A 26,555-nucleotide genomic window follows, 5' to 3' on the forward strand; every position below is an offset into this window, starting at 1 on the left:
CACGCCGTCGGCGTGTCGTTGAAAACGTCAGGCCCAGCGTGTTTTTACGGCCAGAGGTCGGCGAGCTCGCCGACGCTGAGCGCCCGTCCGGTGTAGAACGGGATCTCCTCACGCACGTGGCGACGCGCCTCGGTGGCGCGCAGCTCGCGCATCAGGTCGACGATGCGGTAGAGCTCCTTGGCCTCGAACGCCAGGATCCACTCGTAGTCGCCGAGCGCGAACGAGGCGACGGTGTTGGCCCGCACGTCGGGGTAGTCGCGCGCCGCCATGCCGTGCTCCTTCAGGATGGCGCGGCGCTCGTCGTCGGGCAGCAGGTACCAGTCGTACGACCGCACGAACGGGTAGACGCAGACGTACGGCTGCACCTCCTCGTCGGCCATGAACGCCGGGATGTGAGAGCGGTTGAACTCGGCCGGACGGTGCAGGGCCATCTGCGACCACACGGGGGCCAGCCGCGATCCGAGCGCCGTGCGCCGGAACGCGTTGTAGGCGATCTGCAGCGCGTCGCTCGTCGGCGCGTGCCACCAGATCATCAGGTCGGCGTCGGCACGCAGGCCGCTGACGTCGTACGTGCCGCGCACGATCGTGTCGTCGGCCGCGAGCTTCGCGAACAGCGCGTCGACCTCGTCGGCTTCAGCCTGTCGGTCGGCGTCGCCGAGCACTCGGTCGAGCCGGAACACCGACCACATCGTGTATCGGATGGTCTCGTTGATCTCCTTGGCCAGCTTGCCAGCGTTGGGGATGCGTCCGGAGTCGGTCGGCGAAGTCATGCCTCGATTGTCCCAGCGTCGAGCAACCGGCGGGCAGCCGCCCGTCCCGAGGCGATGACGGCCGGGATGCCGACGCCGCGGTAGGCAGCGCCGCAGACCTCCAGACCCGGCACCGCCGCGACGGATCGCTCGACGGTCTCGACCCGGTCGAGGTGACCCACGTCGTACTGGGGCAGGCCGCCGCCCCACCGCTGCACGACCTGGTCGACCGGATCGGGCAGCGTGCCGAAGGCCGACCGCAGATCGGCCAGCGCCCGCGACGCCAGCTCGCCGTCGTCGTGCTGCAGCAGCGTGGCGTCACCCGCCCGTCCCACGGACGTGCGGATGACGGTGCGCCCGCTGTCGCCGACCCAGCCCCACTTGTTGGACGAGACCGTGGCCGCCTTGATGAACGTGCCGTCGACCGGCGGCACGAGGAACCCGGATCCCTCGGGCACGACGGCGTCGTCGAGGACGAAGGTGATGATCGCCATGCTGGCGTAGTCGATCGCTGCCAGCGCGAACGCCGCATCGGGCGCCTCCTCGGCGAGCAGCCGGGCCGCTGCAGGGGCTGGTGCGGCCACGATGACGGCGTCGACGTCGACCGTCTCGACGTCCGTGGTCGGGCCGACGGTCAGCCGCCAGCCCTCCGCCGTGCGGGTCGCGGTGCGCACCGTCGAGGACAGGCGCACCTCGATGCCGTCGGTGTCGGCGACCGCGGCGGGCAGCTGTCCCACTCCCCCGACCAGGCCCGCGAACACGGGGCCCGACGCCGTCGCGGCGGCACGGTGCTCGGCTGCGGCGGTCACGAGGTCGTCGCCCAGCGCGGCGATCTGCGGGGTCGTCGCGCGCAGCGACAACTGGTCGGTGTGGCCGGCGTAGACACCGCCGAGCAGCGGCTCGACGAGCCGGTCGAGCACGTCGCGCCCCAGCCGCTCCGTGACGAAGTCGGCCACTGACACGTCGTGCTCCGGGGCCGGCAGGATGCGAGGCTCCGGCATCACGGCGATGCCGGACGCCGCCAGCGCCTCCGGGTCGGCCGGGATGCCCATCACGGTGGGCGGCATCGCGCGCAGCGCTCCATGCGTCCAGATCGAGGCGGTGATGGTCTCGGGGTGGACGACACGGTCGTCGAGACCGACCGCGGAGATGAGGTCGAGGCCCTCGGGCCGACGGGCCAGGACCGACTCGGCACCCAGGTCGAGCGTCAGGCCGCCGACCTGGCCGAGCCTCAGTTTGCCGCCGAGGCGGTCGGACCCCTCGAGCACCAGCACGTCGACGCCCGCCGTCGCGAGCTCGTGGGCCGCGGCCAGGCCTGCCATGCCGCCACCGACGACGGCGACCCTCACGCGTCGGCCGGCTCGTAGGAGTGCACGAAGTCGACGAGCCGCGTCAGCGAGTCGGGATCGGTCGCCGGCAGCACGCCGTGGCCGAGGTTGAACACGTGTCCCTCGGCCGCGCGGCCCGCCTCGATGACCTCGGCGGCCCGGGCGTGGACGAACTCGGTGGGGGCGAACAGCGTCGTCGGGTCGAGGTTGCCCTGGACGGCCTTGCCGGGGCCGATGCGCTTGACGGCCTCGTCGAGCGGCACCCGCCAGTCGACGCCGACGACGTCGGCACCCGCGTCGCCCATCGCGTGCAGCAGCTCGCCCGTGCCGACACCGAAGTGGATGCGTGGCACGCCCAGGTCGGCGACCGACTCGAGCACGGCGGTGGAGTGCGGCTTGACGTAGGTCTCGTAGTCGGCGAGCGACAGGTGCCCCGCCCATGAGTCGAACAGCTGGATCGCCGACGCGCCGGCCTCGACCTGCATCCGCAGGAACTGACCGGCGATGACCGCCATGCGTCCGAGCAGCGCGTGCCACAGCTCGGGGTCGGAGTACATGAGCTGCTTGGTGAGCCGGTGGTCGCGCGACGGACCACCCTCGACCAGGTAGGACGCGAGCGTGAACGGCGCGCCGGCGAAGCCGATCAGCGGCGTGGACCCGAGCTCGCCGACCAGTGCCGTCACGGCGTCGGTGATGGTGCGGACGTCATCGGGCTCGACGTCGCGGAACTGGGCCAGCTGGTCGGCCGACCGGATCGGCTCGGCGACGACGGGGCCCGTGCCGGGGACGATGTCGAGGTCGACGCCGATCGCCTTGAGCGGCACGACGATGTCGGAGAAGAAGATCGCCGCGTCGACGCCGTGCCGGCGGACGGGCTGCATCGTGATCTCGACGACCATGTCGGTGCGGAAGCACGAGTCGAGCATCGCGGTTCCCTCGCGGATCTTGAGGTACTCCGGGAGCGACCGACCCGCCTGCCGCATGAACCACACCGGCGTGTGAGCCGGTCGTTCACCCCGGCAGGCCTGCAGGAACGCGCTGTCAGTCAGTGTCGAAGTCACCGGTTCAGTCTCTCAGGTCGTGCGGAGTGTCGCTCCCGGGACCTGACCCCGGCGCACCTACCATCACAGGGTGGCAGTCCGCAGTGAGATCGATCGCACACCTGCTCGGTTCACCGAGGCCGTCGAGCAGGTGCGGCAGGCCGTGCTGCGCCCCGAGGTCGTGGTCGACGACATGCCGGCGCCCCAGCGCATCGCGCCGCACGCCTTCGCGATGAGCGGCGACGTGGTGGTCGACGACGACGACCTGGCGACGGGCCGCTTCATCCTGCTGCACGACCCGGCCGGCAACGACGCGTGGGGCGGGACGTTCCGCTGCGTCACGTTCGCGCGGGCCGACATCGAGGCCGACATGGCCGCCGACCCCTCGCTGCCCGCCGTCGGCTGGAGCTGGCTGACCGAGGCGCTCGACGCCCACGGCAGCGAATACTCCGCGGCCAGTGGCAGCGTGACGGTCGTCCGCTCCGAGGGATTCGGCGAGATGGAGGACGACGGCACCGACGCGCAGATCGAGGTGCGCGCGTCGTGGACGCCGCACATGGACGTGCCCGACGGCTCGTCCGGCGCGGGCGGTCACGCCGCGGCGTGGTCCAACCTGCTGTGCGCCATCGCCGGCCTGCCGCCACTGGCTCCCGGGGTCATCCCGCTGCAGCGCAGGAGAGGTGTGCGTTGACCTCGGCCGACCTGCCGGACGGAGCAGACGTCGTCGCGACCGACGACGTGGCGACCGAGCCGGTCACCCCCGACGCGCCCCGGCTCGAGCTGCGCGACCCGCTGCCCCCCGTCGTCGACACCGTCGCCGCGCTCGACGACACGTGCGCGCGCATCCTCGCCGGCACGGGCCCCATCGCGCTCGACGCCGAGCGGGCATCGGGCTACCGCTACTCGCAGCGCGCCTACCTGATCCAGGTGCGCCGCGAGGGATCCGGCACGCACCTGATCGACCCCACGGCGTTCGACGGCCTCGTGCCGCTCGACACCGCCTTCGACGGCAACGAGTGGATCCTGCACGCCGCGACGCAGGACCTGATGTGCTTGGCCGAGGTGGGCCTCTACCCCGAGCACCTGTTCGACACCGAGCTCGCCGGCCGCCTGCTCAACCTGCCGCGTGTCGGCCTCGCGGCGCTGGTCGAGCACTACCTGGGCCTCAGCCTGGCCAAGGAGTTCTCCGCCGCCGACTGGTCGACCCGGCCCCTGCCCGAGCCGTGGCTCGTCTACGCGGCACTCGACGTCGAGGTGCTCGTCGAGCTGCGCAACCTGATCGACGCCGACCTGCAGCAGGCCGGCAAGCGCGAGTGGGCAGCCGAGGAGTTCGAGTCGCTGCTGCTGTTCCAGGGACCGCCCGAGCGCAAGGAGCCGTGGCGTCGCACGTCCGGCCTGCACAAGGCACGGGGACGCCGAGCACTCGGCATCGTCCGCGAGCTGTGGCAGGCGCGCGACGCGATCGCCGAGGAGCGTGACATCACGCCCGGACGCATCCTGGCCGACGCGTCGATCCTCGAGATCGCCACCTCGCCGCCGCACGACCTCAACGGGCTCAAGGGCATGCGCATCATGCGCAACCGCGGACCACGCCGGTTCGTCGGCGAGTGGTTCGACGCCCTCGAGCGCGGACTCGCCCTCGACGAGCAGCTGCTGCCCACGACCAACCAGCGGGTCGACGGTCCCCCGCCGCCGCGGGCCTGGGCCGACAAGAATCCTGTCGCCGCTGAGCGGCTCGCGCGCTGCCGTGAGGTCGTCACGTCGATCGCCGAGGCCAACGACCTGCCGACCGAGAACCTCATCAGCCCGCAGCTCGTGCGCAACCTCGCGTGGGAGCCGCCGACCGAGGTCACCCTCGAGAGCGTCTCGGCCGCGCTGACGGGTCAGGGTGCCCGCCGCTGGCAGGTCGGTCTCGTCGCCGCGCAGCTGACCGACGCGCTCGGGACCGCTTCCTCCTGACCGACCTCTGCCGCTGCCATTCTGGGCAAGATCACAGGCTGCTCGCGCGCCGGTGAGCATTGCCTTGCCTTACGCTTCGTAGGTGCTCGCCAACTTCCTGATCGGACTGCGTGAGGGCCTCGAGGCCAGCCTCGTCGTCAGCATCCTGATCGCCTACCTGGTCAAGACCGACCGTCGCCACGACATCCGCTACATCTGGGGCGGCATCGCCGCGGCCGTGCTGCTCGTCGTCGCCACGTTCACCGCGATCAACATCGCGATCGGCTCGCTGCCGTTCCGCACCCAGGAGCTGGTCGGCGGCACCCTGTCGATCCTCGCGGCGGGCCTCGTGACGTGGATGATCTTCTGGATGCGTCGCACCGCTCGAGGGCTCAAGAAGGAGCTCGAGAGCGAGATGGCGACGGCCGTGACGCTCGGCCCGATCGCCGTCGCCGTCGTCGCGTTCCTGACGGTCGGCCGCGAGGGGCTCGAGACCGCGGCCATCATGTATGGCACCGTCGCCGACGCCTACACGCCGCGGCCGTTCCTGGGTGCGGCAGGCGGGCTGCTGATCGCGGTCGTGCTGGGCTACCTGATCTACCGGGGCGCGATCACGGTCAACCTGGGCAAGTTCTTCACCATCACGGGCTACCTGCTGATCGTCGTGGCCGCCGGCGTACTGGCCTACGGAATCTACGACCTCCAGGAGGCCGGCTTCCTGCCCCGCCTCACCGGAGACGTCGGAGCCATCTCCAACCTCGGCAACGCCGTCTTCGACATCTCCTCCACGATCCCGCCCGACAGCTGGTATGGCACGCTGCTCAAGGGCACCGTCAACTTCCAGCCCAACCCGTCGTGGCTCCAGCTGCTGGGCTGGGCCTGTTACCTGCTGCCCGTCCTGTGGCTCTACTCGCGCAAGCCCCGCACGGCCGTCGCCCCCGCAGCCCCCGCGACTCCTGCGACTCCGGTGGACGCGTCCCGCTGATTGACCACCCGGACTACCGTGATCGCATGACGACGGCAGCCGGGACGTTCGACGCCCGCTTCGCTCCCCTGGCCGACCTGCTGCACCAGAACGTGCGCGACGGCGTGGAGCGCGGCGCGAGCCTGTGCATCGTCCGGGACGGTGAGGTGCTGGTCGACATCTGGGACGGCTGGTCCGACCTGGAGTCGACCGTGCCGTGGGAGCGCGACACGCTCGTGCCGGTGTGGTCGATCACGAAGGTCATGACCAACCTCGCCGCGCTCGTCGCGGTCGACCGCGGCCTGATCGACCTCGACGAACCGGTCGCGGCTTACTGGCCCGAGTTCGCCGCCGCCGACAAGCAGGACGTCACGGTCGGTCAGCTGCTGGGTCACACCTCGGGCGTCTCGGGCTGGGCCCAGCCCGTGACGATCGACGATCTCTACGACTGGGACGTCGCGACCGCCAAGCTCGCCGCCCAGCCGCCGTGGTGGACGCCGGGCACGGCCTCGGGCTACCACCTGCTGAACCAGGGGCATCTCGTCGGCGAGGTCGTCCGACGCGCCACCGGGTCGTCGTTGGGCACGTGGTTCGCCACCGAGGTCGCCGCTCCCCTCGGGGCCGACTTCCACATCGGCCTCGACGCGTCCGACGACCACCGGGTCTCTCCGCTGACGTCGCCCCGCCCGCCTCAGGTCGAGCCGTTCGACGACCCCGACGACGTCGCGCTGCGCACGCTGACCGGCCCCTTCCTGCGGGCGTCCGAGTGCAACACCGAGCGGTGGCGGCGCGCTGAGATCCCTGCGGCCAACGGCCACGGGAACGCCCGATCGATCGCCCGTGTCCAGTCGGTCGTGTCGCACGGCGGCGAGCTCGACGGCGTGCGGCTGCTGTCGCCGGAGACGCTCGAGCGCATCTTCGAGGTGCGCGCGAGCGGGGTTGATCGTGTCCTCGGCCTTCCGCTGACGTTCGGCACGGGCTGGGCGCTGCCCGACGAGCACTCGATGCCGTCGGTGCGCGCCGGGCGTCGGTGCTTCTGGGGCGGGCTCGGCGGCTCCGTCGTCGTCAACGACGTCGAGCAGCGCCTCACGATCGCGTACGCCATGAACCGGATGGTCATGGAGCACTCGCCCGGCACCCGCACGATCCGCCCGTGCGGCGACTCCCGCTTCGACGGGTACGCCGCCGTGATCGACGAGGTCCTCTCATGACGGAGGTGACCGCATGACCGAGTTCAAGAAGCCGTCGCTGCCGGGATCGGCGCTGTTCGAGGCGCAGGCCTCGGGCGACGACCCGGCCGAGCTGACTGCCGCTGGGCACCGCATCGCCACCTTGCTCGTGCGCGGTCCCCGCAACGACGACGACCAAGGCCTCATCGACCGCGTGCTGCACCTGGCCGACGACGAGGGGCTCGGGGCGATCGCCGACCTGTGGTCGCGTGCACCCGCCGACAGCCTGCCCGGTGCGCTGTGGCGGCTCTACCTGCTGCGCACCTGGGTGCACCGCCAGCCCGACCAGGCGGCGCGCGAGTTCGCGGCGGGCAAGATCCACGCCCCCGTGCACGAGGTGCTGGCGGGCGTCGTCGACCCACCGGGCCCGGCCGAGGTCATCGCCCTGGTCGACACCGTGGTCCGGGGCATCGTGGCCCCCGACTTCGACGTCACGCTGGACCGCGCAGCGGCGTTCGCGCACATCGTCGGCGTGGGTCGCTCCCAGCTCGACAGCGGCGATCCGCGCAGTGCTGCCAGGCTCGTCGACACCGCGGTGCACCTGCGTCGCGCGGCCGAGCTGGAGCGACTGTCCGAGCTGCAGTGAGGCTCGTCGACGTCCTGCCTTGTGTGGGCCGGATGCTCGGTTAGGCTGGAGGACGCGTCGGGCTGCGGTAGCCCCGGGTCCCACAATTAGCCGCTACGAGCGGCCATGCGCCGTGAGGCGCTTCCCAGCCCGACGCGACCCCTCCCGTTCGGTGTGCGCCGGATCCTCATGGACCATGCCGGATGGTCCGATTGGGTCATATGTCCAAGAACACCCGATGAACTCTGCCGATCCGCCACTTCTGGGCATCAGGGTCGTCTAGCGTGATGTCATCGGCCACGCGCCGACACCTCCGACCGGCGGACGATCCAGGGGCGCTCGCCGGTCGGCCCCTCCCTCAGGGAGGGCACCAGCGCCAGCCGCTCAGCGGGGCGCGAAGGTCGTGTACGACTGCGTCGGCGCGCCGATCGCGGCCAGGGCCGCGAGGTCGTCGGCCGAGGGCGTCCACGCGGCGGCAGCGACGTTCGCCTCGACCTGCTCGGGTCGGGTGACGCCCGCGATGACGCTGGCGACCGCCGGCTGGGCCGCGAGGCCGCCCATTGCGACGTCGAGCAGCGACGCCCCGCGCTCGTCCGCGAAGGCCTGCAGGGCCTCGATCCGGTCCCAGTCGGCACCGGCGAGGCGGGCCTGCTGCACCGACAGCCGCGTGCCCGCGGGTGCGGCCTCGCCGCGGCGGTACTTGCCCGTGAGCAGCCCGTAGGCCAGCGGGAAGTACGGCAGGATGCCGATGCCCAGCTCGAGGCAGGCCGGCACGAGCTCGACCTCGGCCAACCGGTTGTAGAGGCTGTACTCGTTCTGCGCCGTCACGAACGCGGCGTGCCCGCCCGTCCGCGAGCGCCAGTCGGCGTCCACGACCTGCCACGCCTGCAGATTGGACGAGCCGATGGCCCGGACCTTGCCCTCGACGACCAGCTCGGTCAGTGCACCGAGGGTCTCCTCGATCGGCGTCGAGGGATCAGGGGTGTGCAGCTGGTAGAGGTCGATGTGGTCGGTGCCGAGACGGCGCAGGCTCGCCTCGACGGCAGTGCGGACGTACGCGGCCGTCCCCCGCCGTCCGCCGTCGTCGCCGTTGACGCCCTCCATGTCCATGCCGAACTTGGTGGCGATCACGACCTGGTCGCGGCGATCGCCGAGCGCCCGGCCGAGCAGCTCCTCGCTGCTGCCCTTGCCGTAGGTGTCGGCCGTGTCGAAGAACGTCACCCCGTGCTCGATCGCGGCGTCGACCACCGCCTTCGTCTGCTCGAGGTCGATGCGGCTGCCGAAGGCGTTGCAGCCGACGCCGACGGTGGGGACCTGGATGTCGCTGGATCCGAGCGTGCGAGGCGATGTCATGACCTCAGCCTAGGCAGCGCGGACAGGCAGGCGAGCCCTGTGTCGCCGATCTCGCGTAGACTCCCCGGATGCTCACGAGGACCGCGACGCGCAGATCTGCCGCCGTCCTGATGATGGCCCTGGTGGCCATGCTCCTCGTGGCCACGGGCGGCTCGGCCCGCGCCGCGCAGCCCCGCACCAGCGCCGGCACCGGGCAGGCCACCGCCGCGCCGCTGCACGGTCGCCAGGTCGCCGCCATCGCGCCCGCCGCCCACGAGCACGTCCAGATCCACGTCGACCTGGCGTCGACGCCTCCTGTCGACGGCGCTCCCGCGCCGGTCCGGGCCGTCGAGCGGACGACGGCTGCAAGCGTCTCCCACGTCGCGGCCGTCGAGATCACGGTCGACGGACGGGCACCGCCGGCGCGCTGAGCCCGCGCCCGCCCGTCCTTCCACGCCCACCGGCGTCACCCGAAAGATCTCCCATGTCATCCCGTGCACCCATGTGGCGCGCGCTCGCCGCCTTCGCGGTCATCGCCGTGTCCCTCCTGTTCGCCCTCACCAGTCCCGCCAAGCTCGGCCTCGACCTCAAGGGCGGCACCCAGATCGTCCTCGAGACCAAGGACTCCCCCCGCGTCAAGGCCGATGCCGAGGCCACCGACCGCGCCCTCACGGTCATCCGCGGACGCGTCGACGCTCTCGGCGTCTCCGAGCCGACCCTGGCCCGTTCGGGCTCCAACCGCATCATCGTCGAGCTCCCGGGCGTGCAGGACCCCCGCGAGGCCGCCGAGGTCATCGGCCAGACCGCCCAGCTGTCGTTCCACGAGGTGCAGGCGATCCCCGCCGACGCCACGCCCCCCGCCGAGGGACAGCAGCTCATCGACGACGAGGACGGCAACCCCGTCATCCTCGGCCCCCAGCTGCTCGACGGCAACGGCGTCAGCGACGCCTCCTCGGGCATCCCCGAGGGCGGCATCGGACAGTGGGTCGTCAACGTCGAGTTCAACAAGACGGGCCGTGGCGGGTGGGGCGACCTCGTGTCGGCCGCCTGCGCCAATCCGGCCGCCGGCCAGCGTGTCGCGATCGTGCTCGACGACAAGGTCATCTCCTCCCCCGCCGTGCAGCCCAGCCTGTGCCAGTCGGGCGGCGGAGCGTCCACGCAGATCACGGGTGACTTCACCCAGGCGACCGCCGACGACCTCGCGATCCTGATCAAGGGCGGCGCCCTGCCGGTGCCCGTCGAGACCGTCGAGCAGAGGACCGTCGGGCCCACGCTCGGCAAGGTCGCGATCGACGCCTCGATCGAGGCCGCCATCATCGGCATCGCCCTCACGGGCATCTTCATCGTCATCGTCTACCGCCTCGTCGGATTCCTCGCCACGATCGCGCTGGGCACCTACGCACTGATCTCGTACGGACTCCTCGTGTGGCTCGGCGCGACGCTCACCCTGCCCGGACTCGCCGGCTTCGTGCTGGCCATCGGGTTGGCGATCGACGCCAACGTGCTGGTGTTCGAGCGAGCCCGTGAGGAGTACGCCGAACGGACGTCCGCGGGACTGCCTCCCGCGTTGACGACGGGCTTCAACAAGGCCTGGTCGGCGATCATCGACTCCAACGTCACGACGCTGCTCGCCGCGGCGCTGCTGTTCTTCTTCGCGTCCGGACCCGTCAAGGGCTTCGGCGTGACGCTGTCGATCGGCGTCGTGGCCTCCATGGTCTCGGCGCTCGTCGTCGCCCGGGTGCTGTGCGAGTGGGCGGTCAAGCGGTCGTTCGTCAAGGGACGTCCCGCCATCTCGGGTCTCGCCGGCACGGGCCGCATCCGCCAGTGGCTCACCGAGAGCGGCCCTGACCTCATGAAGCGCAGCGGCACGTGGATCGTCATCACGCTGGTCGTCGCGGTCGTCTCCATCGGAGGCATCGCGCTGCGGGGGCTCAACCTGGGCGTGGAGTTCACCGGCGGGCGACTGCTCGAGTACTCGACCGCCAAGAGCGTCGACGCCGAGGACGCCCGCGTGGCCGTCAGCGACGCCGGGTTCACCCAGGCCGTCGTCCAGTCGTCCTCGGGCGAGGACGGTCGCGAGAACATCAGCGTCCGCCTCGACGACATCACCAACGACGAGGCCGTCCAGATCGAGGAGGCGCTCGCCACGGTCGCCGGATCGGTCGACAAGGAGCGCGACGAGCTGATCGGACCGAGCCTCGGCAAGGAGCTGCGCGACAAGGCGCTCATCGCGTTCGCGATCGCGATCGCCGCGCAGATGCTGTACCTGGCCTGGCGGTTCCGGTGGACGTACGCGGCTGCCGCGGTGCTGTCGATGGCCTCGGTGGTGCTGACGGTCGTCGGTGTGTTCGCGTGGTGGGGCAAGCCCATCGACGGGGTGTTCCTGGCGGCCGTCCTGTCGATCATCGGCCTGGCGGTCAACGACACGATCGTCGTGTTCGACCGCATCCGCGAGTACACCGCGGCCAACCGCAAGCGTCCGCTGCGCGAGGTCGTCAACGACGCGATCCTGCAGACGATCCCCCGCACGATCAACACGGGTCTCGGCGCGATGTTCATCCTGGCGGCCTTGGCCGTCCTGGGCGGCGACTCGCTGACGGACTTCGCGATCGCGCTGCTGATCGGGCTCTCGGTCGGTATCCTGTCGACGATCTTCACGGCCTCGGCGCTGGCGATCCTGTTCGAGGAGCGGTGGCCGTTCAACCCGGACGACGCGCCTCGCAAGGTCATCGACCCGTACGCCGACGTCGACGACGGCCGCACCACGACCGGCGCGATCCTCTAGCCATCCCCCGCGAGGACGTCATCACATCAGTACCTGCAGATGCGCGACGGTGATGGCGTCCCCGCTGGCGCGTCAGGGACGTCATCACGTCAGTACCTGCAGATGCGCGGTGGGGATGACGTCCCCGGTTGTCCACAGGATGGGCGGCGGGGGCTGACAGAACTGCTGCTGTTTCGGTACTTTCTGGTCATGCGATTCGGGGGAATTGTTCTGGCTGCTGCATTGACCCTGGGTGCCTGCTCCTCGGACCCGGCACCCAGGGAGCCCGAGCCGAGCGCGTCGACCACCACCGCCACGCCCGCCGTCGCGGTACCGACGATGCCGCCCCAGGCGTCCGAGGACTCGCCCGAAGGTGCCGCGGCCTTCGTCAAGCACTACGTCGACGTCTTCAACTACGCGGCCGCGACCGGAGACGTCGAGGAGCTCCGCCGGCTCTCCGCCCCGAGCTGCGAGGGGTGCGAGCGATACATCTCGCTGTACGAGGACACCTACAAGGCCGGCGGCTACTTCAAGGGCGGCGACTGGAAGATCGGGGACCTCAAGCTGCAAGAGGATCCGAACGAAACCTTCGCGACGACGGACGTCGAGGTTGCCCCGACGACGTATCTCAGGAACTCCACAAGTAGCCCGACGGATGGTCCGACCACCCGCACAACGATCACGTTCGGAGTCGTCGGCAGCAGCGATTCGAAATCGATCTCGCAACTCGCTCTGGGGGAAGCCTGATGCGCCTCCCCACATTAGCCGCACTCAGTGCCGCATTTGTTTGCGGCCTGCTTGTGCCCGCCGCTGCCGACGTCAAGGTCGACCCTCTGCCGAATCTCCCTCAACTACGGCTTGACGGAACCAAAATCGACCGAGGTTCAGTACCACCGACAAGGCCGGTCCGGGCGGATGGTGGACGCCCCATCCCCGCCCGTCCCACCCCCACGTACCAACCCATCAAGCAGTGCAAAGTCGATCCGGAAGCTGGAACCTACGGGTGCCGCACCGATGATCCTGCCGCCCCCGATGCTGATGATCCCGAGCTCACCCCAGGTGACGTGCTGCGGGCGGTCAAGGAGATCGGGCTGCCGAGCCTGCAGGTCAAGGTGCAGCCGGGCGACCAGACGCTCGTCAACGTCGACACCATCTTCTACGCCGAGCCGCAGCCGTTCGAGCGCACCGTGAGGCTGCTCGACTTCGACGTCGACCTCGTCGCGGAGCCCGAGAGCTACCAGTGGGTGCACGGCGACGGGACGACCGCGACGACGACTCGACCGGGTCGCCCCTACCCCGCGACCGATGTCGTGCACCGGTACGACGAGCCTGCCGACGACCTCCAGGCCCGCGTCGACGTGACGTACCGCGTGCGGTTCCGGGTCGACGGCGGACCGTGGCAGACGATCGGGCAGACGCTGCTCGCGCCGGGTCCCGCGGCGGTCCTGGACGTCGACGAAGCGGCCCCGGTGCTGACCAGACCGTGAGTGCAAGAATGGCGACATGCCCATTGCAGACCACATCGTCGACCTGATCGGCAACACCCCGCTGGTCAGGTTGAACTCGGTGACCACCGCTGGATCAGCCACCGTCGCCGCCAAGATCGAGTACCTCAACCCGGGCGGCAGCGCCAAGGACCGCATCGCCGTCAAGATGGTCGACGCCGCCGAAGCCTCCGGTGCCCTCAAGCCCGGCGGGACGATCGTCGAGCCGACGTCCGGCAACACCGGTGTCGGCCTCGCGCTGGTCGCCCAGCAGCGCGGCTACAAGTGCATCTTCGTCGTCCCCGACAAGGTCAGCGGCGACAAGGTCAACACCATGAAGGCGTACGGCGCCCAGGTCGTCGTGTGCCCGACCGCCGTGCCGCCCGAGCACCCCGACAGCTACTACAACGTCTCCGACCGCCTCGTGCGCGAGACCGAAGGTGCCTGGAAGCCCGACCAGTACTCCAACCCCGCCGGCCCCGAGAGCCACTACGAGACCACCGGTCCCGAGATCTGGGAGGCCACCGACGGCAAGGTCACGCACTTCGTGGCCGGCGTCGGTACCGGCGGCACGATCACGGGTGTCGGGCGCTACCTCAAGGAGATGAACCCGAACGTCAAGGTCATCGGCGCCGACCCCGAGGGCTCCGTGTACTCCGGCGGCACCGGCCGTCCCTACCTCGTGGAAGGCGTCGGCGAGGACTTCTGGCCCAGCGCCTACGACCCGTCGATCCCCGACCAGATCATCGCCGTGTCCGACGCCGACTCGTTCGACATGACCCGTCGCCTGGCCCGCGAGGAGGGACTGCTCGTCGGCGGATCGTGCGGCATGGCTGCCGTCGCCGCCCTTCAGGTCGCCGCCGAGGCAGGCCCCGACGCGCTCGTGGTCGTGCTGCTGCCGGACGGCGGGCGCGGCTACCTCTCCAAGATCTTCAACGACGACTGGATGTCGTCCTACGGCTTCTTGCGCCAGCCCCTCGACGGCACGCCGCACGAGATGACGGTCGGCGACCTGCTGCACTCCAAGACCGGCGGCATGCCGGCGCTGGTGCACACCCACCCGTCGGAGACGATCCGCGACGCGATCGAGATCCTGCGCGAGTACAACGTCTCGCAGATGCCCGTCGTCGGTGCCGAGCCTCCGGTCGTCATCGGCGAGGTCGCGGGCAGCGTCAACGAGCGCGCGCTCATCAGCGCCGTGTTCGAGGGACGCGCGCAGCTGACCGATCCGGTCTCGCAGCACATGGAGCCCGCGCTGCCCCTGCTCGGCTCGGGCGAGACGCTCGACGACGCGCTGGCGGCACTCAGCGCCAGCGATGCCGTCATGGTCGTCGAGGACGGCAAGCCGCTCGGTGTCCTGACCCGTCACGACCTGCTGGGAGTCCACGTATGAGCACGCCTTTCGACAAGCTCAAGGGGCATGGCTTCGCCACCCGCGCGATCCACGCCGGCTACGAGCCGAATGCCGAGAACGGCGCCGTCAACGTGCCGATCTACGCGAGCTCGACGTTCGCCCAGGACGGCGTGGGCGGCATGCGCGGCGGCTTCGAGTACGCCCGCACCGGCAACCCCACGCGCGCGGCGCTCGAGGCCAACCTCGCGGCGCTCGAGCACGGCACGTACGGACGGGCGTTCAGCTCGGGCATGGCCGCCACCGACTGCGCGCTGCGGTCGCTGCTGCGTCCCGGCGACCACCTGGTCATCCCCGACGACGCCTACGGCGGCACGTTCCGGCTGATCGACAAGGTCTTCAGCCAGTGGGGCATCACGTACACCGTGGCCGCGGTCAACGACCTCGACGCGATCCGCGCCGCCGTCACCGACCGCACCAAGGCGATCTGGATCGAGACACCCACCAACCCGCTGCTCAACGTCGGCGACATCCCGGCCATCGCCGAGATCGCGTCGGCAGCCGGCGCGACGTTCGTCGTCGACAACACCTTCGCCTCGCCCTACCTGCAGCAGCCGCTGACCCTGGGAGCCGACGTCGTCCTGCACTCGACGACCAAGTACATCGGCGGTCACTCCGACGTCGTCGGCGGCGTGCTGGTGACAGACGACGAAGAGCTCGACTCCGCGTTCGCGTTCCTGCAGAACGGCTCGGGCGGCGTGCCCGGACCGTTCGACGCGTACCTCACGATGAGGGGTGCCAAGACCTTGGCCGTCCGCATGAAGCAGCACTGCGACAACGCCGAGGCGGTCGTCGACTTCCTGGTGGGCCACCCGGCGATCGAGTCGGTGCTCTACCCGGGCCTGCCCGAGCACCCCGGCCACAAGGTCGCGGCACGTCAGATGAGCCGCTTCGGCGGCATGGTGTCGGTGCGGCTCAAGGACCAGCAGTCGGCACTCGACTTCTGCGCCCGCACCGAGCTGTTCACCCTGGCCGAGAGCCTCGGCGGCATCGAGTCGCTGATCGAGCACCCCGGCGCCATGACGCACGCCTCGACCGCCGGCTCGCAGCTCGAGGTGCCGGACGACCTCGTGCGCCTGTCGGTCGGCATCGAGGACGTCGCCGATCTCATCGGCGACCTCGAGCAGGCGCTGGGCTGATCCACCCCCTCCGACGGCTCGGGCTCGCTGCCTGGGGCCTGCAGCCGCTTTACATCCTCACCGAGGTGATCGTGGGGCTGCGGGCCTCGGCCGACTACTCGTTCGCCGGCAGCACCGTCAGCGACCTCGGCAACACCGCCTGCCGGCAGGTGCGCGGCGACGTGCTCTGCTCGCCCTGGCACGCCGGGATGAACGTCGCCTTCATCTGGTTCGGCTGCACCCTGATCGCCGGCGCGCTGATGCTGGGCCTCCGGCACCTGCCCGGCCGGCTGGGCACGGCATCGGTGGCCATGTGGTGCGTGTCCGGCGCGGGGTCGATCGGCGTCGGTCTGTTCCCGGTCAACGCCGAGCCCGGCGTGCACGGCGTCGTCGCGCTGCCGATCTTCGTCGCCCAGCCGCTCGCGGTCCTGCTGGGCGGGCTGGCCCTGCGAGCCACCCGTCCTGGGCTGGCCCGATCCGCCTACGTCGTCACGGCGCTGTCGGCGGTCGGGGCGATCGGCTTCGGTGCCGTCGTCGGCTCCGACGCCGCGACGATCGGTGCCCTCGAGCGGCTGGCGCTGTGGCCGGGGTACGTCTGGGTGAGCGTCGTGGCCGTGTCGGTGGCCGTGTCAGTCGTCCGCGGGGACGCAGAGCACAGGACGCGTCGACAGGTGCAGTAGCTTGTGCGGCGTCGACCCGAGCATCGCTCCCCGCAGCGGGCTCTCGCCCCACGTGCCGACCACGATGACCCGGGCGTCGTGCTGATCGGCCACCCGCAGGAGCGCGTCGTGCGGCTTGGCGTCGACGAGCTCGACCGTCGTCGGCACGCCGGCGTCGTCCGCGGCCTCGACGGCCGACGCCAGGGCCGTGCGGCCAGCGGTCTCGAGCGCCTGCCGGTGGCTCGTGTACTCCTCGCCCAGCCCTCCGGGCGCACCGACGCCGTGCACCAGCACGAGACGCTCGCCGAAGGCCGCAGCCACCTCGATCGCCGCCGCGAGGGCGCGCGCCGCTCCGGGCGACTCGTCGTATCCGAGCACCACTGCCATGTCAGGACTCCTTGCCGTGGACGAGATCGGGATCGGCGACCCCGGGACGTTCGAGCCAGAACCGCGGCGACACGAACCGCCACCACACCATGAGCACCACTCCGGCCACGGCGATCCCGATGCCGATGACCAGCGGCGGGCCGAGGCCGAACCAGGACGTCTCGCTGTACGAGTTGGCCGGGTCGGACAGGTCGCGCACCGCGGCGACCAGCAGCCAGATCAGCAGCAGCGCTCCCACGACCGGCCCGAGCCCGATCAGCAGGAAGTTGCGGACGCTCTCGGTGAGGTGCCGGCGGTAGTAGACCGCGCACGCGATGCCGGTGAGGGCGTAGTAGAACGCGATGAGCAGCGACAGCGCCGACAGCGAGTCGAACAGCGCGTTCTCGCTGAGCTGGTTGACCACGAGGTACCAGGCGATCGCGATGCCGGCGACCCACCACGTGCTGACGTCCGGCGTGCGGAAGCGCGGGTGGATGTGCCCGAAGGTGCTCGGCAGCGCCGCGCGTCGCGCCATCGACAGGGCCGTGCGGGACGCCGGGATGATCGTGGTCTGCGTAGACGCAATGGCGGACGTCGCGACCGCGAAGTAGACGATCCAGTCCCACTGGCCCAGCACCTCGGTCGCCAGCAGCGGGAAGATGAACTCCTCCTCATCGGCGTTGTCGACCAGGAACTGCGTGCCTGCGTAGGCGACGACCGCGAAGGCGACGGCGAGGTACGTGACGAGCAGGATGACGGTCGACCAGATGCCGGCGAGCCCGGGGGCCGACGCCGACCCGCTGGTCTCCTCGGTGAGGTTGACCGCCGACTCCCAGCCCCAGTAGATGAACACGCCGAGGAGCAGGCCCGAGGTGAGCGCTGAGCCGCCGACCGAGAACGGGTTGAGCCAGTCGAGGCTCGGCCGGATCGACTCGAGCGAGCTCTGATCGGCGTAGACCTGGTAGAACGCCGCCACCGCGAAGACCAGCAGGAACACGACCTGCGCCAGGATCAGGACGTTCTGCAGCTTGGCGGAGCCCTCCGTGCCCGCGACGCAGATGGCCGTCATGACCAGGATCAGGACGACCGCCAGACCCTGGCGGAGCCACGCTGTGTCGGCGTCGTCGTCGAGCCCGAAGCCCCGCAGCGTGAAGCTGACCCCCACGTCGGCCAGTGACCCGACCACGAGCACGCCCGTCATGGTGATGGCCCAGCCGCCGAGCCAGCCGGCCCACGGCCCCATCGCGCGGGTGACCCAGCTGAACGTCGTCCCGCAGTCGCTGTCGACCTTGTTGAGGTAGAAGAAGGCCGACGCGATCAACAGCATCGGCACGAACGAGGCCAGCATGATGCCCGGCGCGTGCACGCCGGCGATGACGACCAGCGGACCGATGACCGCGGCGATCGAGTAGGCGGGCGACGTCGCGTTGAGCCCGATCACGAGGGCGTCGACGAAGCCGATCGCATCGGCCTTGAGCTCTTCGCGAGTCTCGTCATGCGGTTCGCCGCCCACCTGTGCCACGGGCCACTCCCTCATCGTCGGACGACACCGAGCCTGAGCGCCTGAGCGCCTGAGCGCCTGGGTGCCTGGGTGCCCGGGTCGCAGATGTCGTGGTGACACCCCACCGCACCGGAGCCCATCTGTCCAGACGAGCGCCGGGTGGGCGTGTCGGTGCGGCCCTCTAGGCTCCCCCCATGCGCATCCTGCACACCTCCGACTGGCACGTCGGACGCACGTTCCACGGCCACGCGACGCTCGCGGCCCTCGACGAGGTGGCAACCGCGCTGGTCGAGGTCGTGCGCGAGCAGCACGTCGACGTCGTCCTGGTGGCGGGCGACGTCTACGACTCGTCGACCCCGTCGGCCGAGGCCGTCGACCTGCTCAACTCGATCCTGCTGCGGGTGCGCGAGGCCGGTGCCGTCGTCGTCATCACGAGCGGCAACCACGACTCCCCCGCCCGCCTCGGCTCGATGTCGGCCTTCGCAGCCGCGGCCGGCGTCCACGTCGTGACCACCCCGGCGCAGATCACCCGACCCGTCACGCTGACCGACGAGCACGGGCCCGTCCACGTCTACGGCATCCCGTTCCTCGAGCCGGCCCGCCTGCGGCACGTGTGGTCCGACGCCCCCATGCGCACGCAGAAGGACGTCGTCGGCCGCGCCATGCAGCTCGTGCGCGACGACCTGGCGGCCCGCGGCGGACGCTCGGTGGTGCTGGCGCACACCTTCGTCCAGGGCGTCGAGGGCGAGTCGTGCGACTCCGAGCGCGACATCGTCGGCACCACGGTCGGCGGCGTCGACAAGGTGCCGGTGCCGACCTTCGACGGCGTCGACTACGCGGCGCTCGGCCACATCCACGGGCGGGCCCGGCTGTCCGAGCACGTCCGCTACTGCGGGGCACCGCTGCACTACTCGTTCTCCGAGGCCGGCAAGCCGCGCGGAGGGTGGCTCGTCGACCTCGACGCGGATGGTCTGGCCGACGTCACCTGGGTCGACCTGCCGGTGCCTCGTCCCCTCTCGGTCGTCACCGGCACGCTCGACGATCTGCTGGCCGACACGTCGCTCGACGGCGTGGTCGACCATTGGATCAGCGCGGTGCTGACCGACTCCACGCGACCGATGGACGCGATGCGCAGGCTGCAGTCGCGGTTCCCCCACTGCGCACACCTGGAGTTCAGGCCCGGTCGCGTGCACGACGACGGCGGGCGCAGCTATGCCGAGCTGGTGCGGGGCAAGACCGACGACGCGCTGGTCGACACCTTCTTGACCAAGGTCCGCAACGGCGAGGGCTCCACCGACCTCGAGATCGAGCTGGTGCGCGACGTCATCGCCGAGCGAGAGGCGAGTGCGTCGGCGTGAAGATCCACCAGGTCACCATGACGGGCTTCGGGCCCTACCGCGACACCGAGACGGTCGACTTCGACGCCTTCGACGACGACGGCATCTTCCTCATCACGGGTCGCACCGGTGCCGGCAAGACGTCGATCCTCGACGCCGTCACGTACGCCCTGTTCGGCAGCATCCCGCGCTACGAGGGCGGAGCGGGCGAGAAGGTGCGCAGCGACCACATCGGCCCCACCGACCCGTGCCGTGTCACGGTCGACCTCAGCACCGCCGACGGACGGTTTCGGGTCACCCGCAGCCCGGCGTACCTGCGGCCCAAGCAGCGCGGCACCGGCACGACCACGGCACCGCCGACCTTCGAGCTGGCCCGCCTGGTCGGCGACGCCTGGGAGGTCGTCGAGTCCAAGACCGGCAACGCCGAGGTGCGCATCGAGGAGATCGTACGGCTGTCGGCCAAGCAGTTCCAGCAGGTCATCCTGCTCGCGCAGGGGCAGTTCCAGGAGTTCCTGGTCGCCACGAGCGACAAGCGCCGCGAGCTGCTGCGCATGCTGTTCGACACGCGCCGCTTCGCCGACTACAGCGAGGCGCTCGACGCCCGTGCCCGCCTGCTCGGTGACCGGCTGGCCGCGTCGTCGACGGCCGTCACGACCTACAGCACCTCACTGGCCGGCGAGACCCAGCACGAGCTGCCCGACACGGTCGACACGGCCACCGGCGACGGGGTCGAGGAGTGGGTCGACGCGATCGCGCACCAGCACCTCGACGTCCTCGAGCAGGCCGTCTCGCGACGTGAGGCCGCCGGCACCGTGCTCGAGGCCGCGCGAGCAGCCTTCGACGCAGCGCGCACGACCCGCGAGCGTCAGGACCGGCGGGGCCAGGTGCTGCGCCGTCAGGCCGATCTCGAGCTCGTCCGCCCCGAGATCGACGAGCTGCGCCTGCGGCTGGGCGAGGCCCGGCGCGCCGCACAGGTGTGGCCCCGCATCGAGGCGGCTCGCGAGGCACGACGTGCCCACGACGACGCCCAGCACCGGCACCGCGCCGCCGACGAGGCCTTCCGCCGGCTGATGCCCGACGAGGCGACCGACCCTGAATCACTGGCCGCCTCGGTCCAGCAGTGGTCCGAGCTGCTCGGCTCGCTGCGCGACAGTGCCGATCGCGAGAGGTCTCTCGTGGGGCTGGCCGACGCGGTTCGCGCCGCCACCGCCGCACTGACGACATTCGATGAGCAGGTCGAGCTCGACGCCCGGGCACGGGTCTACCTGCGCGCCGAGCGCGAGACGCTCACGACGACGCTGCCGGCCCTCGACGAGCGTGCCGCCGTCCTGCGCGACGTCGAACAGACCGTCGCGACCCTGCGCACGCGTCTCGCAGCCGCCGAGGCGGCCGACCGCACCGCCGTCGAGATCGACGAGGCCCGTCAGCGTCAGCTCGACGCCGGACGCGAGGTCACGCAGGCCTCCCTGCGCCGCGACGACCTCCGGGCCCGTCAGCGAGCCGGTTTCGCGGGCGTCCTGGCCCAGGGCCTCGAGCCCGACGAGCCGTGTCCCGTCTGCGGGTCAGCGGCACACCCCGCGCCGGCGGTGCTGGCCGAGGGGCACGTCGACGACGGCGACGTCGAGCAGGCCGAGGCCGACTACGTCGCGGCCGTCCGCCGATCGCAGAAGCGCGACGGCGAGGTCGAGGCGCTGAACCAGCGGATCGTCGCCGAGCGGGAGGCCGCCGGCGACGAGACATCCGTCGCGCTGCAGGCGATGGTCGACGGGGCCGAAGCCGCCGTGGCCGACGCCACGACCGCTGTGGCCGAGCGGGCCCTCGCCCAGCAGACGCTCGACCGGCTGGCGGCCGACATCGACGCCGCCTCCGAACGCATCGACTCGGCCCAGCAGCGTCGCACGGCGCTCGTCGCCGCCCAGGCCGGTGCCGCTGCGACCCACGACGATGCCGTGCGATCGCTCGAGACAGCACGCGGCGACCACGACTCCGTGGCCGACCGGCTCGCGGCCGTCACCTCGCACGTCCGAGCCGGGCGCGCGCTGCTCGAGACCACCGCCACACTGACCGAGTCGGCCGAGCATGTCGACGCGGCCCGCCAGCTGCTCGCGGCCGCGCTCGTCGAGCACGAGCTCGCCGACGCTGCAGCGGCCGAGGCCGCCCGCCTGCCGCCTCGCGAGCAGACGGCGCTCGAGACCCGGATCGCCGATCACGACGCCGAGACCCACTCGGTCGCGTCGATCCTCGCGTCCGGCGACCTGCACGACCTGCCGGCCGATCTCGTCGAGCTCGACGGCCCCCACGATGCCTTCACGGCCGCCGACGCCGCCGACAAGGAGGCCCTCGCCGCCGAGTCGACCGCTCGGCAGAAGCAGTCGACCGTCGACCGGCTGGCCACCCAGATCCGCGAGGCGCTGTCGGCGGCCGGTGCGCTGCGCGACGAGCACGCTGTTGTCCACCGTCTCGCCAGCACGGTGCGTGGGCAGACCCCCAACACCATGAAGATGGCGCTCGAGACCTTCGCCCTGGCCGCCGAGCTCGAGGAGATCGTGCGGGCGGCCAACGCGCGTCTGGTGCACATGACGGGCGGTCGCTACGAGTTCCTGCACTCCGACGCCCTTGCCGGCCGCGGCGCGCAGTCGGGGCTGGCCCTCGACGTGCTCGACGCGTTCACCGGCGAGACCCGTCCGCCGCAGTCGCTGTCGGGCGGCGAGAAGTTCCAGGCCTCGCTGGCGCTGGCACTCGGCCTGGCCGAGGTGCTCACCAACCGTGCCGGCGGCATCCGGCTCGACACCCTGTTCATCGACGAGGGCTTCGGATCGCTCGACGCCGACACCCTCGAGACCACGATGGCCACGCTCGACGACCTGCGCGAGGGCGGCCGCACGATCGGCCTGATCAGCCACGTCGAGGCCATGAAGGAGTCGATCCCCGCGCAGCTGTTCGTCGACCGCACCGATGGCGGGTGGAGCACCATCAGGACGTCCCGCCCCGCGTGAGAGTGCCCCACATGGCCCCGGCGACTGCCACGATGAGCACATGAGCCACCTCGTGCTGCTGCTCGCCCACCCACGGGCCGACAGCTACTGCCACGCCATCGCCCAGCGCATCGGCGAGCGGCTGGTCGACCAGGGGCACGAGGTGCGGTCGCACGACCTCTACGCCGAGCTGTTCGACCCCATCATGCCGGCGTTCGAGGCCCACACCAGCGGTGCCGAGATCGAGTCGACCCTCGCCCGAGAGGACGACCCACTCGTCGCGCTGCATCGCGAAGAGCTGCGCCAGGCCGAGGGGCTCGTCGTCGTGCACCCCAACTGGTGGGGCATGCCGCCGGCGATCCTGACCGGCTGGATCAACCGCGTCGTGGTGCCCGGGGTCGCGTACCGACTGGCCGAGGCCACCGGGCATCCCGAGCCTCTGGCACCCGTGCAGCACCTGTTCGTGGTCAACACCTCCGACACGACCGACGAGCGCGAGGAGACCCTCTACGGCGACCCGCTGGCCTCGATCTGGGGACGGTGCGTCGCGCCCTACCTGGGCGGTCCGCAGGTGACCCGGCGGGTGCTGCGTCCCGTCTCCGGCGCATCGAACGAGCAGCGGGCGGTGTGGCTCGACGACGTCGAGGCACTCACGACCACGACGTTCGGAGCGACCTCCTAGTCTGGGCGTCATGCCCTCGCGTCCCCGATTCCTCGCCGACGTCTCCTGGTTCCAGGTCGTCGCGAGTGCCCTGGCCGCCGTCACGGCAGCCTGGATCGCGTCGAGCCTCGGCGTCGCCGGCACCCTGATCGGTGCTGCGCTCGGCAGCTTCGTCGTGACGATCAGCTCGGCGTTCTACGGCCGCACGCTCGACCAGGGCAAGACGCTGATCGTGCAGACGGCCAGCGGCACCGTCGTCCAGAAGCAGGTCGACGAGGGCGAGATCGCCGAGGCCTTCGAAGAGGTCGAGGAGGCCGAGGGGTCCCCCGTCGCGCGCGCCGAGGTCGTCGGGGACGACACCGCTGCGCCGCGTCGCCTGCACTGGAAGACCATCACCGCCACGACGGTCGTCGTCCTCGCGATCGCCCTCGCGGCGATGGGCGCGTACGAGGTCGTGACGCAGAGATCGTTCGGTGCCGATCCCGACAACGCCCGCATCGGAAACCCCTTCGGCGGTTCGAGCAGGCCATCGGACGACGACCGCGGTCCCAAGCCGACGGAGTCCACGCCCACCCCCACCTCGACCCAGACGCCCGAGGCCCCCGCGGCGACGACGCCTGCCCCTGCCGCGACCACACCGGCCCCCGTGCCGACGGCCTCCGAGCCGGCACCGACGGCCACGCCGACCCCGAGCGTCCCGACGCCGACCCCCACCGCGACGCCCACGACCAGCCCGAGGCCGACGACGCCCACCCCCACCAGGCCGGCGGAATGATCACGCCTGCGGCGGCGTTGAGGCGGGCAACGACAACGGGTCACCATCCCGGGAGGAGCGCACCATGACCATCCGTTTCACCCCCAGCATCTCGGACGCCATGATCGAGTCGATGGACGTGTTCGACGCCTTCCGCACGGGCGAGGAGCTGCTCGCCGACCGCTTCCCGCGTGACGCGGTCCGCGTGCTGCGCAAGGTCGTCGACGCTGAGCCGGGCAACGCCGCCGGCTGGGAGCTGCTCGGCCGGGCGCACTTCGCCGCGGCCCAGCTGTCGCCGGCCGAGGACGCCTTCCGCCGTCTGGTCGAGATCGAGCCGACGAGCGCCTGGGCGCAGACCGCTCTCGGGCTGTCGCTCGACCGGCAGAGCCGTCACCGCGAGGGCGCCGTCCACCACCGGCTGGCCGCCGCGATGGGCGCCTCGCCGCACGACGCCACCCGGGTCGAGCTCGTCGACCGACAGGCGGGCTGACCCCTGCCGACGGCCGGATCGCTCGACAACACGTGGGCGGCCGCAGCGACCGCGGCCCTGCTGGTCGTGCTGCCGCCCGCGTGGTCGGTGACCCGTCACCTGGTGACGCTGGTGCACGAGGCCGGCCACGCCTCGGTGGCCGTGCTGACCGGACGTCGGCTCAACGGCATCCGGCTGCACACCGACACCTCCGGCCTGACGGTGTCGAGCGGCCGCCCCCGCGGTCCGGGCATGATCGCCACGGCCGCCGCGGGCTATCCCGCGCCAGCCGCTCTGGGACTCGTGTCGATGGTCCTGGTCGAGAACGACCTCACGCCGTGGGCCCTCTACACGGGCCTCGTCACGATGGCGCTGATGCTGGCGTTCATCCGCAACTGGTTCGGCCTGCTGGTCGTCGTCGTGGTCGCTGCCGCCGTCGCGCTGCTGATCTGGCGCGCGCCCATCGACGTGCAGGACTTCGCGGCGCTGACGTTCGCGTGGTTCCTGCTCGCCGCCGCACCGCGGGCCTGCGTCGACCTGTGGTCGCACCGGCGTCGCACCCGCACCCGCACCTCGGACGCCGACGTGCTGGCCCGGCTGACGGTCCTGCCCGCGGCGGTCTGGAACCTCGTCTTCATCGCCCTGACCGGTGCGGCGCTCGCGGCAGCGGTGTGGCTGGTCGGCCTGCCCGGGTCGGCACCCTGATCTAATGGGCCAGATGTTCTCCCTCGGCCGTGAGCTGCCCGGTGCCCTCGGACGCACAGGGACGATCTCGACGCCGCACGGCGAGATCCGTACGCCGGCCTTCATCCCTGTCGGCACCCGGGCGACCGTCAAGGCGGTCCTGCCCGAGCAGATGGCCGAGCTGGGTGCCCAGGCGCTGCTGGCCAATGCCTATCACCTGTACCTGCAGCCCGGTGCCGACATCGTCGACGAGGCCGGTGGTCTCGGGGCGTTCATGAACTGGCCCGGGCCGACGTTCACCGATTCGGGCGGCTTCCAGGTGCTGTCGCTGGGTGCCGGCTTCCAGAAGACGCTGTCGATGGCGTCGAAGGGCGTCGAGGCCGACGACGTCATCGCCGAGGGCAAGAACCGGCTCGCGACGGTCGACGACGACGGGGTGACCTTCAAGTCGCACCTCGACGGGTCGAAGCACCGGTTCACGCCCGAGGTGTCGATGCAGATCCAGCACCAGCTCGGGGCCGACATCATGTTCGCCTTCGACGAGCTGACGACGCTGATGAACACCTACGGCTACCAGGTCGAGTCGCTCGCGCGCACGCAGGACTGGGCCCGTCGGTGCGTCGACGAGCACCGCCGGCTCTCCGCGACACGGGCCGACAAGCCCGCGCAGGCGCTGTTCGGCGTCGTGCAGGGCGCGCAGCACGAAGACCTGCGCCGCCAGGCGGCCCGGGGTCTCGTGCCACTCGGCTTCGACGGCTACGGCATCGGCGGGGCGATCGAGAAGGACAACCTCGGCACGATCGTGCGGTGGGTGTGCGAAGAGCTGGAGCCGCACAAGCCGCGGCACCTGCTGGGCATCAGCGAGCCCGACGACCTGTTCACCGCCGTCGAGAACGGCTGCGACACCTTCGACTGCGTTTCGCCGTCGCGCGTCGCCCGGTCGTCACGCGTCTACGCCATGACGGGGCGGTACAACCTGCTGGTTGCGGCGTCCCGGCGCGACTTCGGGCCGATCGACCCCGCGTGCGACTGCTACACGTGCGCCCACTACTCCAAGGCGTACCTGCACCACCTGTTCAAGACCAAGGAGTACGTCGCCGCGACGCTGTGCACGATCCACAACGAGCGGTTCACCGTCCGCCTCGTCGACGACATGCGCGCCCACCTCGAGGCCGGGACGTTCGCCGACTTCCGCGACGACTTCCTGGCCCGGTTCTACGGCTGATA

Annotated in this window: 25 protein-coding genes; 19 read left to right on the forward strand and 6 right to left on the reverse strand. The window is 71.1% G+C overall.

All coding sequences use genetic code 11. From position 1 onward, the window contains the following. Positions 1-44: 44 nt before the first annotated feature. Genes hemQ through hemE form a run of 3 tightly spaced genes read right to left on the reverse strand, consistent with a single transcriptional unit; the run spans position 45 to position 3,138 of the window. A complete protein-coding gene (gene hemQ, locus JOF40_RS15775; protein WP_129183806.1) occupies positions 45-770 on the reverse strand; it encodes a hydrogen peroxide-dependent heme synthase in 726 nt (241 codons plus the stop codon). After that, complete coding sequence (gene hemG, locus JOF40_RS15780; RefSeq protein WP_129183805.1) at positions 767-2,098, reverse strand: protoporphyrinogen oxidase; 1,332 nt, start codon at positions 2,096-2,098, stop codon at positions 767-769. Before hemG ends, hemQ begins: the two co-directional genes overlap by 4 nt. After that, positions 2,095-3,138, reverse strand: coding sequence for a uroporphyrinogen decarboxylase (hemE, locus tag JOF40_RS15785; protein WP_129183803.1), 1,044 nt, complete (start codon positions 3,136-3,138; stop codon positions 2,095-2,097). Before hemE ends, hemG begins: the two co-directional genes overlap by 4 nt. A gap of 70 nt (positions 3,139-3,208) precedes the next feature. Here hemE and JOF40_RS15790 point away from each other — a divergent pair, with 70 nt between their 5' ends. The 5 genes from JOF40_RS15790 (at position 3,209) to JOF40_RS15810 (ending at position 7,834) form a co-directional block, all read left to right on the forward strand. Next, positions 3,209-3,808, forward strand: coding sequence for a DUF3000 domain-containing protein (locus JOF40_RS15790; RefSeq protein WP_129183801.1), 600 nt, complete (start codon positions 3,209-3,211; stop codon positions 3,806-3,808). After that, positions 3,805-5,076 (forward strand): HRDC domain-containing protein, encoded by a 1,272-nt coding sequence (locus JOF40_RS15795; RefSeq protein WP_245343145.1) that lies wholly within the window; start codon positions 3,805-3,807, stop codon positions 5,074-5,076. The genes JOF40_RS15790 and JOF40_RS15795 overlap by 4 nt, the downstream gene beginning before the upstream one ends. An 82-nt stretch (positions 5,077-5,158) precedes the next feature. Next, positions 5,159-6,040, forward strand: coding sequence for an iron uptake transporter permease EfeU (gene efeU / locus JOF40_RS15800; RefSeq protein ID WP_129183799.1), 882 nt, complete (start codon positions 5,159-5,161; stop codon positions 6,038-6,040). Between the two features lie 26 nt (positions 6,041-6,066). Next, complete coding sequence (locus tag JOF40_RS15805; protein WP_129183797.1) at positions 6,067-7,230, forward strand: serine hydrolase domain-containing protein; 1,164 nt, start codon at positions 6,067-6,069, stop codon at positions 7,228-7,230. A gap of 13 nt (positions 7,231-7,243) precedes the next feature. After that, complete coding sequence (locus tag JOF40_RS15810) at positions 7,244-7,834, forward strand: hypothetical protein (RefSeq protein WP_129183795.1); 591 nt, start codon at positions 7,244-7,246, stop codon at positions 7,832-7,834. 363 nt (positions 7,835-8,197) lie between these two features. On the opposite strand, the gene JOF40_RS15815 is transcribed toward JOF40_RS15810, so the two are convergent. Beyond that, complete coding sequence (locus tag JOF40_RS15815) at positions 8,198-9,166, reverse strand: aldo/keto reductase (RefSeq protein WP_129183793.1); 969 nt, start codon at positions 9,164-9,166, stop codon at positions 8,198-8,200. 68 nt (positions 9,167-9,234) lie between these two features. Between JOF40_RS15815 and JOF40_RS15820 the strand changes: the two genes are divergently transcribed. From JOF40_RS15820 to JOF40_RS15850, 7 genes are all read left to right on the forward strand, one after another. After that, positions 9,235-9,576, forward strand: a complete 342-nt coding sequence (locus tag JOF40_RS15820) for a hypothetical protein (RefSeq protein WP_129183791.1) — start codon at positions 9,235-9,237, stop codon at positions 9,574-9,576. 53 nt (positions 9,577-9,629) lie between these two features. Beyond that, the gene (gene secD / locus JOF40_RS15825; RefSeq protein WP_129183789.1) at positions 9,630-11,930 is read left to right on the forward strand and encodes a protein translocase subunit SecD; all 2,301 of its coding nucleotides are present in this window, start codon (positions 9,630-9,632) and stop codon (positions 11,928-11,930) included. 39 nt (positions 11,931-11,969) lie between these two features. After that, entirely contained in the window at positions 11,970-12,656 is a 687-nt protein-coding gene (locus JOF40_RS15830; protein ID WP_209674639.1) for a DUF6318 family protein, read from the forward strand. A gap of 317 nt (positions 12,657-12,973) precedes the next feature. After that, entirely contained in the window at positions 12,974-13,396 is a 423-nt protein-coding gene (locus JOF40_RS15835; RefSeq protein ID WP_129183785.1) for a hypothetical protein, read from the forward strand. A 16-nt stretch (positions 13,397-13,412) separates the two neighbouring features. After that, the gene (locus JOF40_RS15840) at positions 13,413-14,786 is read left to right on the forward strand and encodes a cystathionine beta-synthase (protein WP_129183783.1); all 1,374 of its coding nucleotides are present in this window, start codon (positions 13,413-13,415) and stop codon (positions 14,784-14,786) included. Further along, positions 14,783-15,943 carry a cystathionine gamma-synthase gene (locus tag JOF40_RS15845; RefSeq protein WP_129183781.1) on the forward strand — a complete coding sequence of 387 codons (1,161 nt, stop codon included), beginning with the start codon at positions 14,783-14,785 and terminating at the stop codon, positions 15,941-15,943. Before JOF40_RS15840 ends, JOF40_RS15845 begins: the two co-directional genes overlap by 4 nt. Positions 15,944-16,008: 65 nt before the next feature. Continuing rightward, complete coding sequence (locus JOF40_RS15850) at positions 16,009-16,602, forward strand: DUF998 domain-containing protein (RefSeq protein ID WP_188111814.1); 594 nt, start codon at positions 16,009-16,011, stop codon at positions 16,600-16,602. Here the strand turns inward: JOF40_RS15850 and JOF40_RS15855 are convergent. Further along, a complete protein-coding gene (locus JOF40_RS15855) occupies positions 16,552-16,968 on the reverse strand; it encodes a universal stress protein (protein WP_129183779.1) in 417 nt (138 codons plus the stop codon). The genes JOF40_RS15850 and JOF40_RS15855 overlap by 51 nt on opposite strands. A gap of 1 nt (position 16,969) precedes the next feature. Then, positions 16,970-18,469, reverse strand: a complete 1,500-nt coding sequence (locus JOF40_RS15860) for an APC family permease (RefSeq protein ID WP_209674641.1) — start codon at positions 18,467-18,469, stop codon at positions 16,970-16,972. 173 nt (positions 18,470-18,642) lie between these two features. Between JOF40_RS15860 and JOF40_RS15865 the strand changes: the two genes are divergently transcribed. From JOF40_RS15865 to tgt, 7 genes are all read left to right on the forward strand, one after another. Then, positions 18,643-19,806: an exonuclease SbcCD subunit D gene (locus JOF40_RS15865; protein WP_129183776.1), complete on the forward strand. Its 1,164-nt coding sequence runs from the start codon at positions 18,643-18,645 to the stop codon at positions 19,804-19,806. Continuing rightward, positions 19,803-22,781 carry an AAA family ATPase gene (locus JOF40_RS20270; protein ID WP_129183774.1) on the forward strand — a complete coding sequence of 993 codons (2,979 nt, stop codon included), beginning with the start codon at positions 19,803-19,805 and terminating at the stop codon, positions 22,779-22,781. The genes JOF40_RS15865 and JOF40_RS20270 overlap by 4 nt, the downstream gene beginning before the upstream one ends. A gap of 40 nt (positions 22,782-22,821) precedes the next feature. Continuing rightward, positions 22,822-23,442: an NAD(P)H-dependent oxidoreductase gene (locus JOF40_RS15875; RefSeq protein WP_129183772.1), complete on the forward strand. Its 621-nt coding sequence runs from the start codon at positions 22,822-22,824 to the stop codon at positions 23,440-23,442. Between the two features lie 10 nt (positions 23,443-23,452). Beyond that, on the forward strand, positions 23,453-24,196 hold the full coding sequence (locus JOF40_RS15880; protein WP_188111813.1) for a hypothetical protein: 744 nt from the start codon (positions 23,453-23,455) through the stop codon (positions 24,194-24,196). Between the two features lie 64 nt (positions 24,197-24,260). Beyond that, positions 24,261-24,665 carry a tetratricopeptide repeat protein gene (locus JOF40_RS15885; protein WP_209674643.1) on the forward strand — a complete coding sequence of 135 codons (405 nt, stop codon included), beginning with the start codon at positions 24,261-24,263 and terminating at the stop codon, positions 24,663-24,665. 3 nt (positions 24,666-24,668) lie between these two features. Continuing rightward, entirely contained in the window at positions 24,669-25,349 is a 681-nt protein-coding gene (locus JOF40_RS15890; protein WP_129183770.1) for a M50 family metallopeptidase, read from the forward strand. A gap of 13 nt (positions 25,350-25,362) precedes the next feature. Further along, a complete protein-coding gene (gene tgt, locus JOF40_RS15895; RefSeq protein WP_209674845.1) occupies positions 25,363-26,553 on the forward strand; it encodes a tRNA guanosine(34) transglycosylase Tgt in 1,191 nt (396 codons plus the stop codon). Positions 26,554-26,555: the final 2 nt, after the last annotated feature.

This window comes from Aeromicrobium fastidiosum, from assembly GCF_017876595.1.
Classification (GTDB): domain Bacteria; phylum Actinomycetota; class Actinomycetes; order Propionibacteriales; family Nocardioidaceae; genus Aeromicrobium; species Aeromicrobium fastidiosum.